Source organism: Klebsiella sp. BIGb0138 (genome assembly GCF_004342285.1).
In the GTDB taxonomy this organism is placed as follows: domain Bacteria; phylum Pseudomonadota; class Gammaproteobacteria; order Enterobacterales; family Enterobacteriaceae; genus Klebsiella.
The window spans coordinates 1-15,398 of the sequence record NZ_SMCV01000004.1; the positions used below are offsets into that span (position 1 = coordinate 1).

The 15,398-nt window shown below is 55.2% G+C and carries 13 protein-coding genes; 5 read left to right on the forward strand and 8 right to left on the reverse strand.

What is annotated here, in order from left to right; genetic code table 11:
- Positions 1-476: 476 nt before the first annotated feature.
- Together EDF73_RS10765 and mdtD are read left to right on the forward strand one after the other, a co-directional pair.
- On the forward strand, positions 477-1,178 hold the full coding sequence (locus EDF73_RS10765; protein WP_132729042.1) for a FadR/GntR family transcriptional regulator: 702 nt from the start codon (positions 477-479) through the stop codon (positions 1,176-1,178).
- Positions 1,179-1,190: 12 nt separating this feature from the next.
- Positions 1,191-2,588, forward strand: coding sequence for a multidrug transporter subunit MdtD (mdtD, locus tag EDF73_RS10770; protein ID WP_132729044.1), 1,398 nt, complete (start codon positions 1,191-1,193; stop codon positions 2,586-2,588).
- On the opposite strand, the gene rbsR is transcribed toward mdtD, so the two are convergent.
- From rbsR to kup, 7 genes are all read right to left on the reverse strand, one after another.
- Complete coding sequence (gene rbsR, locus EDF73_RS10775; protein ID WP_132729046.1) at positions 2,585-3,577, reverse strand: ribose operon transcriptional repressor RbsR; 993 nt, start codon at positions 3,575-3,577, stop codon at positions 2,585-2,587. The two genes, mdtD and rbsR, sit on opposite strands and share 4 nt — an antisense overlap.
- Before the next feature lie 3 nt (positions 3,578-3,580).
- A complete protein-coding gene (rbsK, locus tag EDF73_RS10780; protein WP_165905706.1) occupies positions 3,581-4,513 on the reverse strand; it encodes a ribokinase in 933 nt (310 codons plus the stop codon).
- Positions 4,514-4,612: 99 nt separating this feature from the next.
- Complete coding sequence (gene rbsB, locus EDF73_RS10785) at positions 4,613-5,503, reverse strand: ribose ABC transporter substrate-binding protein RbsB (protein WP_132729050.1); 891 nt, start codon at positions 5,501-5,503, stop codon at positions 4,613-4,615.
- Between the two features lie 27 nt (positions 5,504-5,530).
- Positions 5,531-6,496 carry a ribose ABC transporter permease gene (gene rbsC / locus EDF73_RS10790; RefSeq protein WP_132729052.1) on the reverse strand — a complete coding sequence of 322 codons (966 nt, stop codon included), beginning with the start codon at positions 6,494-6,496 and terminating at the stop codon, positions 5,531-5,533.
- Positions 6,497-6,501: 5 nt separating this feature from the next.
- Positions 6,502-8,007 (reverse strand): ribose ABC transporter ATP-binding protein RbsA, encoded by a 1,506-nt coding sequence (gene rbsA / locus EDF73_RS10795; RefSeq protein ID WP_132729054.1) that lies wholly within the window; start codon positions 8,005-8,007, stop codon positions 6,502-6,504.
- A 10-nt stretch (positions 8,008-8,017) separates the two neighbouring features.
- Positions 8,018-8,437 (reverse strand): D-ribose pyranase, encoded by a 420-nt coding sequence (gene rbsD, locus EDF73_RS10800; protein ID WP_132729056.1) that lies wholly within the window; start codon positions 8,435-8,437, stop codon positions 8,018-8,020.
- Positions 8,438-8,622: 185 nt separating this feature from the next.
- Positions 8,623-10,491: a low affinity potassium transporter Kup gene (kup, locus tag EDF73_RS10805; protein WP_132729058.1), complete on the reverse strand. Its 1,869-nt coding sequence runs from the start codon at positions 10,489-10,491 to the stop codon at positions 8,623-8,625.
- 334 nt (positions 10,492-10,825) lie between these two features.
- Between kup and ravA the strand changes: the two genes are divergently transcribed.
- Together ravA and viaA are read left to right on the forward strand one after the other, a co-directional pair.
- Entirely contained in the window at positions 10,826-12,325 is a 1,500-nt protein-coding gene (ravA, locus tag EDF73_RS10815) for an ATPase RavA (protein ID WP_132729062.1), read from the forward strand.
- Positions 12,322-13,770, forward strand: a complete 1,449-nt coding sequence (gene viaA, locus EDF73_RS10820; protein WP_132729064.1) for an ATPase RavA stimulator ViaA — start codon at positions 12,322-12,324, stop codon at positions 13,768-13,770. The genes ravA and viaA overlap by 4 nt, the downstream gene beginning before the upstream one ends.
- 8 nt (positions 13,771-13,778) lie before the next feature.
- On the opposite strand, the gene asnA is transcribed toward viaA, so the two are convergent.
- Entirely contained in the window at positions 13,779-14,771 is a 993-nt protein-coding gene (gene asnA, locus EDF73_RS10825; RefSeq protein WP_132729066.1) for an aspartate--ammonia ligase, read from the reverse strand.
- A gap of 152 nt (positions 14,772-14,923) precedes the next feature.
- Between asnA and asnC the strand changes: the two genes are divergently transcribed.
- Positions 14,924-15,382, forward strand: a complete 459-nt coding sequence (gene asnC / locus EDF73_RS10830; RefSeq protein ID WP_004869233.1) for a transcriptional regulator AsnC — start codon at positions 14,924-14,926, stop codon at positions 15,380-15,382.
- Positions 15,383-15,398: the final 16 nt, after the last annotated feature.

A 15,398-nucleotide genomic window follows, 5' to 3' on the forward strand; every position in this document is an offset into this window, starting at 1 on the left:
TTTGATGCTCGTGAATTAAACTTCGTAATGAATTACGTATGTTCACTCAGAGACTTGGTATTCATTTTTCGTCCGAAGACGTTAAGAATCCATGTCACTTTGAGTGCCCACACAGATTGTCTGATAAATTGTTAAAGAGCAGTGCGACGGCGCTGAGCGCTCTGTCGCGAGGTCCCGTATAATACGTTTTCCTCATTCAGAGTCAAGCGTTTATTTTTGCTTTTCTCCGCTGGCGTTCATCGCTGAACCCCGCTGACCCGGCGGCTTGCGTGCCGTTGTTCCGTGTCAGTGGAGGCGCATTATAGGGAGTTCTGAGACGTTGACAAGCCCTGTTTTAAAAAAACTTTTCAACCGTCTCTTTTTTCACCAAAGCGGCGTGTAAGGTGGCAAAAAACCAGCGTTTTGCCGTTTTAACCAACGAAATAGCCCACCTGATGGCATACTGATAGAGTAAAAAAGAGAAAGGAACGGCATTTATGTCTTTAAGCGCACAGCAACTGGCGGCACAAAAGAACATCTCCTGGGTACTCGCGGAGAAACTGGCTCAAAAAATCCTGACCGGTGAATACCAGCCAGAAACGATTCTGCCCGGCGAAATGGAGCTGGGTGAACAGTTCGGTGTGAGCCGCACGGCGGTACGCGAGGCGGTCAAGACGCTCACTGCAAAAGGAATGCTGTTGCCACGTCCACGCATTGGCACACGGGTCATGCCTCGCAGTAACTGGAACTTTCTCGATAAAGAGCTGCTCTCATGGTGGTTAACGGAAGATAATTTTGAAGAGGTGGTGACCCATTTCCTCGTCATGCGCAGCAGTCTGGAACCGCAGGCCTGTTTTCTGGCCGCCACATTAGGCAGCGCTGAACAGAAGGCCCAGCTCAATACCTTAATGGAAGAGATGAGCCAGTTGAAAAGACGTTTTCAGCGTGAGCGCTGGATTGAAGTCGATATGGCCTGGCATGAGCACATCTATGAAATGAGCGGAAACCCGTTCCTGATCGCCTTCGCCTCGCTGTTTCATTCGGTGTACCACACCTACTTCACTTCGATTACCCAAAACGAAGTGGTGAAGCTGGATCTCCATCAGGCCATCGTTGACGCCATTCAGGATAGCGACGGCCCGCGGGCGCTTAACGCCAGCCAGACGTTGTTGAACGCACCACACCATTCAGGCAAATAACAAGGGTTCCGCATGAGCGAAAAGAAAGGGCATAGTATGGCCGGGCTACCGTGGATCGCGGCCATGGCCTTTTTTATGCAGGCGCTGGACGCCACCATTCTGAATACCGCCCTTCCCGCCATTGCGCACAGTCTCAACCGTTCGCCGCTGGCAATGCAATCCGCCATCATCAGTTATACCTTAACCGTCGCCATGCTTATCCCGGTCAGCGGTTGGCTGGCTGACCGTTTCGGCACACGCAAGGTATTCATTATTGCCGTCGGCCTGTTTACGCTCGGCTCGCTTGCCTGTGCCCTTTCCGATTCGCTGATGGAGCTGGTTATCTTTCGCGTCATTCAAGGGATGGGCGGCGCGATGATGATGCCGGTAGCGCGCCTGGCATTATTGCGGGCCTATCCGCGCAGCGAACTACTGCCGGTACTGAACTTCGTCACCATGCCGGGGCTGGTCGGCCCGATTCTTGGGCCGGTTCTCGGTGGGATTCTGGTCACCTGGGCCAGCTGGCACTGGATTTTCCTGATAAATATCCCTATCGGCATTATCGGGATACTCTACGCCCGTAAATATATGCCGGACTTCACCACGCCACGTCGTCGCTTTGATACCAGCGGTTTCCTGCTGTTTGGTTTGAGCCTGGTGCTGTTTTCCAGCGGCATCGAGCTGTTTGGCGAGAGAATTGTCGCGACCTGGATTGCTCTGTCGATCATCGCCCTGAGCATCCTTTTACTGTTGGCCTATATTCGCCACGCGCGTCGCCACCCAACGCCGCTGATCGCGCTTTCTTTATTTAAGACCCGTACGTTCTCAGTCGGTATAGCCGGAAATCTGGCCACCCGTCTGGGCACCGGCTGCGTGCCATTTCTGATGCCGCTGATGCTACAGGTCGGGTTTGGCTATCCGGCAATCATCGCGGGCTGCATGATAGCCCCCACCGCTATCGGCTCGATTATCGCGAAATCCACCGTCACCCAGATTTTACGCTGGCTGGGCTATCGGAAAACCCTGGTGGGGGTAACGATATTTATCGGTCTGATGATCGCCCAGTTCTCATTCCAGTCTCCGGAAATGCCGATCTGGATGCTATTGCTGCCGCTGTTTGTACTGGGAATGGCGATGTCCACCCAGTTCACCTCGATGAACACCATCACGCTGGCGGATTTGACCGATGATAACGCCAGTAGCGGAAACAGCCTGCTGGCCGTTACCCAACAGCTGTCAATCAGCCTCGGGGTCGCTATTAGCGCGGCGGTACTGCGTTTTTATGAAGGGTTCGACAGCGCCAATACCGTGGAGCAGTTCCACTACACCTTTATGACAATGGGGGCGATCACCATCATATCGGCGCTGACCTTTATGCTGTTAAGAGCAAAAGATGGCCGCAACCTGATCAAGGAGCGGCACAAACGTTAAGCTGAACCGCGAATCACCAGTTCAGGAGTGAGCTGTACGCGCTGCTGTTTCTGGCCCGGATCGGCCATGCGGTGAATCAGCACATCGATGGCCAGCTCACCCAGTTCATCTTTCGGCTGATGGATAGTAGTGAGCGGCGGCGTCATATAGCGCGCCAGTTCGATATCGTCATAGCCCACCAGCGCCATATCCTGCGGGATACGCAGCCCGGCCTGATAAAGCGACTGATACGCCCCAACCGCCATTGCATCGTTGCCGACAAACACCGCCTGTGGCCGCTCGGGTAACGCGAGCAGCTGTTGCATGGCGTTAAAGCCGCCGCCAAATTCGAAGTCGCTGGTGATGACATAGCCTGCGGTAATGGCAAGTCCGGCGCGGGACATCGCCGCGTGATATCCCTCAAGGCGCAGGCGCGATGGCGTTTTATCCAGCGGCCCGGCAATACAGGCCACTCGGGTATACCCTTTATCAATCAGATACTGCGTCGCCATATCGCCACCCAGTAGAGAGTTATCCTGAATCAGATCGCTATCACCATCGAACGGCGCCCAGTCCATCATCACCGTGGGCACCGATGGGTAGCGCTGCATGATCTCCGGGGAAGGTTGATGCGTTTCGGTACACAGCAGCAGTAAGCCATCGACGCGTTTTTGCATCAGCGTTTCAAGATTACGGTTCATCCGCTGCTCATCCCCCTCGGTATTACACAGCACCAGGCTATAGCCGCGTTCAAAGCAGCTCCGCTCCACGCCGCGCACCAGTTCCGAATAAAACGGATTGGTACTGGCGGTGATCAGCATACCGATGGTCCGGGTCTGGTTGAGCTTGAGGCTACGCGCCAGCGCGGAGGGTGCGTAGTTCAGGTTTTTAATCGCCGCATCGACTTTGGCGGTAATCGCCTCACTGACGAAGCGATCTTTATTAATGACGTGAGAAACTGTTGAAGTGGAAACGCCCGCCGCGCGGGCTACATCCTTCATGGTAGCCAAACGTTACCCCTGTTGACGTAAAAACTCGTCGATCTCTTCGCGCCATGGTACGGAAGGCTGCGCGCCTTTGCGGGTAACGGCAATGGCAGCGGCGGCATGAGCAAAGCGGATCGCCTCGTCCAGCGCGGTTCCTTCCAGTAAGGCAGTCACGACTGCGCCATTAAAGGTATCACCGGCGGCAATTGTATCGATGGCCTGCACTTTAAAGCCGGGAACCCGACGCCCTTTACCTTCCTGGCTAAGCCATACGCCGCGGCTCCCGAGGGTAATCATCACCGTACCAATACCTTTTTCATGCAGCGCCCTGGCCGCATGTGCCGCATCGTCGTCGTTTTCCACACGGATGCCGGTCAGCTTTTCCGCTTCGGTTTCGTTAGGCGTAATGATATCCACCAGCGCGAGCAGTTCATCTGACAACTCACGCGCCGGCGCCGGGTTCAGCACCACGGTGGTGTGATTTTGATGGGCGATTTTCGCCGCGGCCAGTACGCTTTCCAGCGGCGACTCCAGCTGCATCAACAGCGCCTGAGCGCTGGCAATACGTTCTTTTTCGGCCTCAACCCGCGCAACAGAGAGCGCGGCATTGGCGCCGGCATGAATACCGATAACATTCTCACCTTCGGCATTAACAAAGATCAGCGCCACGCCGGTCGATTCACCGGTGACGGCACGCACCGGCGCCACATCGATATTATCGCTCGCCAGCTGGCGGCGGATGCGTTCGCCGATATCGTCATCGCCGGTACAGGCGATAAATGCAATATCCGCTCCGCTACGCCCGGCGGCAACGGCCTGGTTCGCGCCCTTACCGCCGAAAGCCACCTGATAGTGGTTACCGGTGACGGTTTCGCCCGGCGTCGGGAAAGATACAAGGTTAAGAATGTGATCGGCATTAATGCTGCCAAGGACGACAAGTTTGCCTGCGGTTTTCATTATTTCTGTTCCCGGGAAAGCGCGCCACCGGACTCCGGTGGCGCATGCCCTGCTTTTCTTTTTTATATTGTCCCTCGGACCGTCGCCGGCCCGAATCGCATATTACTGCTTAATAACCAGTTTCAGCTCAACCGGATAGCTGGCATCCACTTTTTCGCCCTTCAGCACTTTATCAGCAGTCTCGACGCCTTTCACGCCGATCTGCTCCGGCAACTGAGCGATGGTCGCTGCCAGTTTGCCACTATTTACTGCTTTTTCGCCATCCGGAGTGCCGTCAAATCCAACCACCATCACATCGGATTTACCCGCAGTCTGCAACGCACGCAGCGCGCCCAGCGCCATTTCATCATTCTGCGCAAACACCGCCTGCACGTCAGGATGCGCCGTCAACAGATTCTGCATCACGTTCAGACCTTTAGTACGGTCAAAGTCCGCCGGCTGGCTGGCCAGCACGTTGAATTTATGCGCGGCAACGGCCTGCCTGAAGCCTTCGCCACGTTCACGTGCCGCGGAAGTCCCGGCAATGCCTTGCAGTTCAATAACCTTCGCGCCTTCACCGGTTTTCTTCGCAATATAGTCGCCGGCCATCTTACCGCCCAGCACGTTATCAGAAGCGATATGGCTGACAACGTCGCCTTTCGCAGCCTGACGGTCAAGGGTAATCACCGGAATCTTCGCCTGGTTAGCCATCTTCACGGCATTACCGACAGCATCAGAGTCCGTTGGGTTAATCAGCAGCAGCTTAGCGCCGCGTACCGTTAAATCCTGCACGTTCGCCAGCTCTTTCGCCGGGTTGTTCTGCGAATCCAGCACCACCAGGTTATAGCCCAGTTTGTCCGCTTCTTTCTGCGCGCCGTCTTTCAGGGAGACAAAGAACGGGTTATTCAGAGTAGAGATAACCAGAGCGATAGTGTCTTTTGCCATCGCGTTGGCACTGACGGTCGCGCTTAAAGCAACAGCAGATACCAGGGTCGCCAGTTTTTTCATATTCATAGTTAAGATGTCCTGTAGAGTTCTTAGTTACTGCTTTTTGTTATCTACCAGCACCGCCAGCAAAATGACCACCGCTTTCACGATCATCTGGTAATAGGAAGAAACGCCTAATAGATTCAAACCATTGTTCAGGAAGCCAAGGATCAATGCACCAATCAGGGTACCAACGATACGACCTTTCCCTCCAGCCAGGCTGGTGCCGCCCAGCACAACCGCCGCAATGGCATCCAGTTCATAACCGGTACCCGCCGTCGGCTGTGCGGAAGAGAGACGCGCCACTTCGATAATTCCCGCCAGCGAAGCCAGCAGACCGCACAAAGAATAGACGATGATTTTCACTTTATTGACGCTGATACCGGACAGACGCGTCGCCGCTTCGTTACCGCCCAGCGCGTAGATGTAACGGCCCAGACGCGTGTGATGCAGCATGTACCAGGCGGCAAGGAACACGATAGCCATAATCCACACCGGTGTAGGAACCCCTAACGGGCGGCCGATACCGAACCAGCCAAACAGATCGGCGTTGTCGGTGAACCCGGTATTGACCGGGCTGCCGTTGGTATACACCATCGTCACCCCTCGCAGCAGCAGCATCATCACCAGGGTGGCGATAAAGGCCTGTACGCGCCCTTTCGCCACAATGACCCCGGTAACGGCGCCAATCGCTGCGCCTAAGGCGAGGGCCGCAGCGATCGCCACCAGCGCGTTGACCTCCAGCCCCACAATCGACGCCGCCACCGCGCCGGTCAGCGCCAGCAGGGAACCGACGGACAGGTCAATCCCCGAGGTCAGAATAACCAGCGTCATGCCGACGGCCATAATGGCGTTGACCGAGGTCTGTTGCAGAATATTGAACAGGTTATTGATGGTAAAAAAGTTGGGGCTCATGGTCGAAACAATCGCTATCAGCACCAACAGGGCAATCAGCGACTTTTGCTCCATCAGCCATGCTTTCGTGAAATAGCGGCGACCAGAAACAGCCTGGGTTGTCATCTTTTTTACTCCTGATTCACACGGTTAAGCTTGCCCACAGCGGCAGCCATCAATACTTCCTGAGTGGCCTGCTCGCGTGTGAATTCACCGCCGAGATGCCCTTCATGCATCACAATGATGCGATCGCTCATGCCCAACACTTCCGGCATCTCCGAGGAGACCAGAATGATGCTCAGACCATCGGCTTTAAACTGGTTAATCAGCTGGTAGATCTCTTTCTTCGCGCCGACGTCCACACCGCGGGTCGGCTCATCAAGGATCAATACCTTCGGTCGCGTCATCAGCCCGCGGGCGATGGCCACCTTCTGTTGGTTACCACCGGAGAGCAGGCCAATCGCCTGTTCCATTGACGGCGTTTTAACATTAAACAGACGGATAAAATCACTCACCGCCTGCTGTTCATCTTGATGTTTCAGGCGGCCGCCGGCATGGCTGAAATAGCGCAGCGCCGTTAAGGACATATTTTCTTTCACCGACATGCCAAGCACTAAGCCGTCGCGCTTGCGATCTTCAGAGATGTAGACAATCCCGTTCGCCAGGCCGTCCTGAGGAGAACGGGTCACCACTTCACGACCGTCGAGCGTCACGGAGCCGCTGCTGCGCGGCAGGGCGCCGTACAACACCTTCATCAGTTCCGTACGACCGGCGCCCATCAGCCCGGCGACGCCGAGAATCTCCCCCTGACGCAGGGTGAAGGTGACATTTTCAACGCCCGGGCCGCACAGGTTATCGACCTTCAGGCGAATCGCCCCCGGCGCTTTATCCAGATGCGGATACTGATCTTCCAGTTTGCGGCCCACCATCATTTCAATCAGCAGATCTTCATTAAGGCTGGCGACCTCGCGCTCGGCGATAAACTGCCCGTCGCGAAATACCGTCACATCATCGCAAATCTCGAAAATCTCTTTCATCCGGTGGGAGATATAAACAATCCCGCGCCCCTGCGCTTTCAGCTCGCGGATCACGCGAAACAGAGATTCCGTTTCGGTATCGGTCAACGCATCCGTCGGCTCATCCATAATGATGACCTTCGACTCAAAGCTCAGCACCTTGGCAATTTCGACCATTTGCTGATCGCCGATCGACAGATCGCCCACCAGCTTCTGGCTGTTAAAGCGTAAGTTCAGCTTTGCCAGCAGCTTATCGGCTTCGGCATACATCTTTTTCCAGTCGATTTTGCCGAACCGGTTAACGAATTCACGACCAAGGAAAATATTTTCCGCGATCGTCAGCTGAGGGATCAGGTTGAGTTCCTGGTGAATAATGCCAATCCCGGCTTCCTGGGAAGATTTAGGTCCGTTGAACGCCACCTCCTGACCTAGCCACAGGAGAGAACCGGCATCGCGGGCATAGATACCGGTCAGCACCTTCATCATGGTGGACTTGCCGGCACCGTTTTCCCCGACCAGCGCCATCACGCGGCCAGCATAAACATTGAGCGAGGCGCCGGAGAGCGCCTTCACGCCAGGGAACGCTTTATCGATCCCCTTTAATTGCAATAAGGCTTCCATATCGGCGACCTCAGAACGTCACGCCGGCACAGAGAATAATGTTCGCATACGGGGAGCACTCCCCGCTGCGAATCACCGCCTGGCTGTCTGCGGTTTGCTTTTTAAACTGCTCATGACTGGTGTAACGAATTTCAATGGTGTTTCCCTGGTGTTGCTGCAGCAGCTCAAGGTGATTGAGCAACGTCGCATGGAGCTGCGGATTATGCGTTTTTATCTCTTCCGCAAGGATCGCCGCCTCGACCTGCATTTCCGCTGTCACCACCTCCAGAACCTGCATAAAGGAGGGAACGCCCTGAGTTAACGCCATATCGATGCGCGCGCTGCTGCGGGGAACCGGTAAACCGGCATCGCAGACCACCAGCGTATCGGTATGACCCAGGCGAGAGATAACCGAGGAAATATCAGCGTTAAGTACGGTACCTTTTTTCATTTTTCTCTTTTGCTCCACTAGCGAAACGTTTCGCTGAACAAAGTATTGTGAATCCGCGAGCGAAAAACCATCGCCAGAAGAGAGAAATGTGATCGCCATCGAAACGTTTCGCAAACGCGAGGGAAGAAAAGTGAACTGCGGCAAAAAACAACAAAAAGCCCTTCACGAGGAAGGGCTTCTGACCATCAAATTTCGACCTGGGTACCCAGTTCTATCACCCGGTTTGGCGGGATTTCAAACTGGTCCGGCGCTCGCAGAGCGTTGCGCTGCAGCAGCAGATACAGTTTGCCGCGCAGGCGCAGATACCATGGCCGTTTGCCGATAATCAGCGACTCATGCGACATAAAGAACGAGGTTTCCATCATCCTGCAGCTTAGACCTTCCAGCCCGCAGCGGTGGAAAACCTCTTCCACGTTCGGCGTTTCGCGCCAGCCGTAGCTCGCAACCACCCGCCAGAACGACGGCGAAATCTGCTCGATCTGCACCCGGCGGACGTTATGCACATAAGGCGCATCTTCAGTACGCAGCGTGAGCAGAATCACCCGCTCATGCAGCACCTTGTTGTGCTTCAGGTTATGCAGCAGGGCAAAAGGAATCACGTTCAGCGCACGGGACATATATACCGCTGTCCCCGGAACGCGAACCGGCGGCGATTTTTCCAGGGAAGAGATCATCGCCTCCAGGGAGTTGCCGTGTTCATGCATCCGACGCAGCAGACGGAAGCGTTCGCTCTTCCAGGTCGTCATTACGGTGAACATCACCAGCCCCAGCGTCAACGGCAGCCAGCCGCCGGAGACAATCTTATCCAGGTTGGCCGAGAACAGCGGCAGATCGATACACATAAAGGCGATAAACAGCAGCGCCACGAGGAATTTATTCCAGTGCCAGTTTTGACGAGCCACCGTGGTGAAAAGAATGGTGGTCAACACCATTGTCCCGGTCACCGCAATACCGTACGCCGCCGCCAGATTAGAGGAGTGCTCAAAGTTGATAATCACGATGACCACCGAGACGTACAGCAGCCAGTTGATGAACGGTATATAAATCTGCCCGGACTCCATTTCGGAAGTATGGATAATGCGCATTGGCGACAAATAGCCCAAACGCACCGCCTGGCGAGTCAGCGAGAAGACCCCGGAAATCACCGCCTGCGAGGCGATAACCGTCGCCAGCGCAGCGATAATCAGCATCGGGATCAGCGCCCACTCGGGGGCCAGCAGGAAGAAAGGGTTTTTTATCGCTTCCGGATGTTTTAACAGCAGCGCCCCTTGACCAAAGTAGTTCAGCACCAGTGAAGGCAGTACGACTGAAAACCAGGCCAGGCGAATCGGCAGCTTACCGAAGTGCCCCATATCAGCATACAGCGCCTCAACGCCGGTAATGGCCAGCACCACCGCTCCGAGCGCGACAAACGAGACGGTTTTATATTCGAGGAAGAAGTGAACCGCCCAGTAGGGATTCAACGCCTGCAGCACTTCCGGGTTAGCCAGAATGCTTCGCGCTCCCAGCACCGCCAGCAGCAGGAACCAGATCAGCATAATCGGCGCGAACAGCTTGCCCACCATGCTGGTACCGTGCTTCTGGATCGCAAACAGCAGCGTCAGCACGATAATGGATATCGGGACAATCCAGGTATCCAGGTCGGGGGCGATAATTTCCAGCCCTTCAATGGCCGACATCACCGAGATAGCCGGGGTAATAACCACCTCACCGTAGAAAAAGCTACCGCCAATCAGGCCCAGAATCACCAGAACCGATGTCATTCGCGCGGACGTGTTGCGTCCCGCCAGCGACATTAGCGTCAGGATCCCCCCTTCACCGGCGTTGTCAGCGCGCATAACGAAGGTGATATATTTGAGTGATACGGTGAAGATTAACAGCCAGAAAATCAGCGACAGAAAGCCAAAAACAGCATCACGTTCAACGCCAAACCCAAACTGACCAGACAGACATTCTCGAAGTGTATACAGTGGGCTGGTACCGATATCGCCGTATACCACGCCGATAGCCGCTAACGTTACCGCTGGCAGCGATTGCTTATTATCAGAGCTCATAGACTAGTCTTTTCGTTTATACACATTATGCTTCAAGCTGCCTCTGCGCCGGCTGCGCGCAGAAACCTCGGTCGCATAGCTATCTATGCTCCAGGGGATTTCATCCCTTGACGCATCCTGAACATTTTGGTGTATATAAAACAAATGCGTGCCTGGTCCCTTGGCCCACAAAAAGCGCACAGTATGCACGATTATTTGCTGAATCGTACCCCTAACTGACATCATATTAACCTGACTCAAAGAAAATAAATCGATTCTTCAGGCTATTACCACCCCTGACCAAACATCTATACTCGACTCAATAACGACACATGAAAAAGCACGCAACTCAATTATGGCTCAATCACATTTACTGGCAGAAAGAATTTCCCGGCTAAGCGCTTCCCTGGAAAAAGGCTTGTTTGAACGCAGTCACGCGATACGACTTTGCCTGCTTGCCGCGCTCAGCGGTGAAAGCGTTTTTTTACTTGGCCCGCCGGGCATCGCCAAAAGCCTGATCGCCCGTCGCCTCAAGTTCGCCTTCCAGCAGGCCCGCGCATTTGAATACCTGATGACCCGCTTTTCCACTCCGGAAGAAGTTTTTGGCCCCCTTTCTATCCAGGCGTTGAAGGATGAAGGACGCTACGAGCGCTTAACGACTGGCTATCTTCCGGAAGCAGAAATTGTCTTCCTCGATGAGATCTGGAAAGCCGGGCCGGCGATCCTCAACACCCTCCTGACCGCAATCAACGAACGTCATTTCCGCAACGGCGCGACGGAAGAGAAAATCCCCATGCGTCTGCTGGTGGCGGCCTCAAACGAATTGCCGGAAGCAGACAGCAGCCTGGAAGCGCTCTACGACCGCATGCTTATTCGCCTGTGGCTGGATAAAGTCCAGGACAAAACGAACTTCCGCTCAATGCTGATAAGCCAGCAGGATGAAAGCAGCAATCCGGTTCCCGCCAGCCTGCAGGTCAGCGATGAAGAGTTTAAGCAATGGCAGCAGGATATCAGTGCCGTCAAACTGCCGGACAACGTGTTTGAGCTGATCTTCCAGCTCCGTCAGCAGCTGGATGCGCAGCCTAAAGCGCCTTATGTTTCGGATCGACGCTGGAAAAAAGCCATTCGTCTGCTGCAGGCCAGCGCCTTCTTCAGCGGCCGCGATACCATCGCGCCTATCGACCTGATCCTGCTGAAAGATTGCCTGTGGCACGATATCGAAAGTATGAATCTGATGGCGCAGCAGCTGGAAACCTTAATGACCAGCCATGCCTGGCAGCAGCAGGCGATGCTGACCAGGCTCGGCACAATCACCCAAAGACGCATTCAGATCCAGCAGCAGCACAGCGACAAAACCGCATTGAAGGTCAACCGACTCGGCGGCATGTTCAGCCGTAAGCCACATTATGAGTTACCTGCGGAGATACAGGATGCCACGCTGACCCTGCTGCTCCAGCAGCCGCTTAAGCTGCATGACATAGAGGTTATCCATATCAGCTTCGTTCGCGAAGAGCTGTCGCACTGGCTGGAAAAGGGCGGCGAGATCCGCGGCAAGCTTAACGGCATTGGTTTCGCCCAGCAGCTCAACATCGATGTAGATGCCAGCCAGCATCTGGTGGTACGCGACGTCAGTCTACAGGGCTCCCGCCTCTCCTTGCCCGGTAGCGAATCGCAGGAAAACATGCCGGCGGAAATCAGGCAGCAGCTGGAAGCGCTGGATGACGAGTGGCACCAGCAACACAACCGCTTTAGCGAACAGCAAAAATGTCTGTTTATTCCCGGCGACTGGCTGGGGCGTATCGAAGCCAGCCTGCAGGACGTCGGCGCGCAGATTAAACAGGCGCGACAGCCATGACCCTGGATATGCTGAATGTCATGCTGGCAGTCAGCGAAGAGGGGATGATCGAAGAGATGCTGCTGGCGCTGCTGGCCTCCCCGCAGCTTGCCGTTTTCTTTGAAAAATTTCCGCGGCTGAAAAACATTATCGCCGCCGATATCCCGCGCTGGCGGGAATCAGTCCGTGCGCGGCTCAAGGAGACTCATGTCCCGCCGGAGCTGGATGCTGAAGTTCTGACCTACCAACGATCGCAGCTGCTCTCCACCTCGCAGTTCATCGTGCAGCTGCCGCAGATCCTTGGCCAGCTACATCAACTGCAATCCCCGTTTGCCGCCCAGGCGCAGCAGCTGGTGGATGACAACGCCACCTTTACACCGGCGCTGCATACGCTGTTTTTACAGCGCTGGCGCCTGAGTCTGGTGGTGCAGGCGACGACCCTCAACCAGCAGCTGCTGGATGAAGAGCGCGACCAGCTGCTCAGCGAAGTACAGGAGCGGATGACCCTCAGCGGGCAGCTGGAACCGGTGCTGGTCGAAAACGATAACGCCGCGGGCCGCCTGTGGGATATGAGCGCCGGCGAACTCAAGCGCGGCGATTATCAGTTGATTATTCGATATGGCGATTTTCTCAGCCAGCAGCCGGAACTCATGCATCTTGCTGAGCAGCTAGGCCGCTCGCGGGAAGCGAAATCGGTGCCGAAAAAGGATGCGCCGATGGAGGCTTTTCGCACCCTGGTTCGCGAACCGGCAACGGTGCCGGAACAGGTGGATGGCCTGCAGCAGAGTGACGATATTCTACGGCTGCTTCCACCGGAGCTGGCAACGCTGGGGATAACCGAACTGGAGTTCGAGTTCTACCGCAAGCTGGTGGAAAAGCAGCTGCTGACCTACCGGCTCCATGGCGACGCCTGGCGGGAAAAAATCACCGAGAGGCCGGTCACCCGTCAGGATTTTGACGAGCAGCCGCGCGGGCCGTTTATCGTCTGCGTCGACACTTCGGGATCGATGGGGGGCTTCAACGAACAGTGCGCCAAGGCGTTTTGCCTGGCGTTAATGCGGGTGGCGCTGGCGGATAATCGCCGCTGCTTTATTATGCTGTTCTCCAGCGAAGTCGTGCATTACGAGCTGACTGGCCCGCAGGGTCTGGAGCAGGCGATCCGTTTTCTGAGCCAACGCTTTCGCGGCGGCACCGATCTTGCCAGCTGTTTCCGCGCCGTTATCGAACGGATGCAGAACCCGCAGTGGGTGGATGCCGATGCGGTGGTGATTTCCGATTTTATTGCCCAGCGTCTGCCGGATGAGGTGATCAATAAGGTGGGAGAGCTACAGCGCAAACATCAGCATCGTTTTCATGCGGTGGCGATGTCAGTACATGGCAAACCCGGCATCATGCGCATCTTCGACCATATCTGGCGTTTTGATACCGGGTTGCGTAGCCGCCTGCTGCGCCGCTGGCGGCGTTAACAGGCCAGTTAAAGAAGCGCAGCGACGCTCTCACGGACCTGTGCTGGCCACACGCCGCACTGTACCTGGCCGATATGGTCAAGCTGCAGCAGCAGCATGGTAAGACGGGACTGGCCAATGCCGCCGCCGATAGTCTGCGGCATTTCGCCACGCAGCAGCGCCTGGTGCCACTCCAGTTCCAGGCGATCCTCATCCCCGGTGATCGCCAGCTGACGCTTCAGCGCCTCAGCGTCCACGCGGATCCCCATTGAAGAGAGCTCAAACGCATCTTCCAGAACCGGGTTCCACACCAGGATATCACCGTTGAGACCGGCAAAACCTTCGCCAGCCGGCGTGCTCCAGTCATCATAATCCGGCGCACGAACGTCGTGACGCTGGCCATCGGAGAGTTTGCCGCCAATCCCCATCAGGAAGACGGCGCCCAGCTCTTTGGCAATCGCCCGCTCACGCCCTTTGGCATCGAGGTCCGGATAACGGCTCAGCAGCTGCTGGCTATGAACAAACTGAATCTGCTCAGGCAGGAACGGCGTCAGGCCAAACTCTTTGCAGGCCGCCGCTTCGGTCGCTTTGATCCCGGCGTAGATCGCTTCTACGGTCGATTTCAGCGTTTCAGTATGGCGTTCACCATCTCCCATGACGCGCTCCCAGTCCCACTGGTCGACGTAAACAGAGTGAATAGCGGAAAGCCGGTCTTCATCGGGGCGAAGGGCCTTCATGTGCGTGTACAGCCCTTCGCCCGCGCTGAAGTCGTGTTGTCCCAGGGTTTGACGTTTCCATTTCGCCAGTGAATGAACCACTTCGAAGCGGGCGTCTGGCAGTGTTTTCACTTTCACCTGAACCGCTTTCTCGCAACCAGACAGGTTGTCCTGAGTCCCGTCTCCTACACGGCTTAAAATCGGTGCCTGGACTTCAATCAGACCAAGCTTCTCTTCCAGCTGGCGGGAAAAATGCGACTTAACGAAACTAATCTGGCGTTGTTTTGCGATGTATGCGGTTTTCATTTTTTATTACTCCTGCGTCCTGTTGCTATTGATTAAGCAACAAAAATGGCTACCAATTCAATAATCAAACAACAAAAAGCCATCTTCACTTTTGATTCATTAAAATATACGGCTAATATAGAAAGAATCATCAAACATCATAAGAAAAACCTATGGAAAATTATCAGATCGACAATCTGGATCGCGGCATCCTGGAAGCCCTCATGGCCAATGCGCGTACCGCCTATGCCGAGCTGGCCAAACAGTTTGGCGTCAGCCCGGGTACGATCCACGTTCGCGTAGAGAAGATGAAACAAGCGGGCATTATCACCGGCGCACGCATCGACGTGAATCCGAAACAGCTCGGCTACGACGTTTGCTGCTTTATCGGCATCATTTTGAAAAGCGCCAAAGACTATCCTTCCGCGCTGGCCAAACTGGAAAGTCTTGATGAGGTCACCGAGGCCTACTACACCACCGGGCACTACAGTATCTTTATTAAAGTAATGTGCCGGTCGATCGACGCTCTGCAACAGGTACTTATCAACAAGATCCAAACAATCGATGAAATTCAGTCCACCGAGACGCTGATCTCCCTGCAGAACCCGATTATGCGCACTATCCGCCCGTGATCGGGCTTTTTTAATC

Bases quoted from the DNA above. Each gene is read 5' to 3' on its own strand.
- kup (WP_132729058.1), bottom strand. From the start codon at position 10,491: ATGAGCTCTGATAATAAGCAATCGCTGCCAGCGGTAACGTTAGCGGCT.
- rbsB (WP_132729050.1), bottom strand. From the start codon at position 5,503: ATGAATATGAAAAAACTGGCGACCCTGGTATCTGCTGTTGCTTTAAGC.
- viaA (WP_132729064.1), top strand. From the start codon at position 12,322: ATGACCCTGGATATGCTGAATGTCATGCTGGCAGTCAGCGAAGAGGGG.
- rbsA (WP_132729054.1), bottom strand. From the start codon at position 8,007: ATGGAAGCCTTATTGCAATTAAAGGGGATCGATAAAGCGTTCCCTGGC.
- ravA (WP_132729062.1), top strand. From the start codon at position 10,826: ATGGCTCAATCACATTTACTGGCAGAAAGAATTTCCCGGCTAAGCGCT.
- rbsD (WP_132729056.1), bottom strand. From the start codon at position 8,437: ATGAAAAAAGGTACCGTACTTAACGCTGATATTTCCTCGGTTATCTCT.
- rbsC (WP_132729052.1), bottom strand. From the start codon at position 6,496: ATGACAACCCAGGCTGTTTCTGGTCGCCGCTATTTCACGAAAGCATGG.
- mdtD (WP_132729044.1), top strand. From the start codon at position 1,191: ATGAGCGAAAAGAAAGGGCATAGTATGGCCGGGCTACCGTGGATCGCG.
- asnC (WP_004869233.1), top strand. From the start codon at position 14,924: ATGGAAAATTATCAGATCGACAATCTGGATCGCGGCATCCTGGAAGCC.
- asnA (WP_132729066.1), bottom strand. From the start codon at position 14,771: ATGAAAACCGCATACATCGCAAAACAACGCCAGATTAGTTTCGTTAAG.
- EDF73_RS10765 (WP_132729042.1), top strand. From the start codon at position 477: ATGTCTTTAAGCGCACAGCAACTGGCGGCACAAAAGAACATCTCCTGG.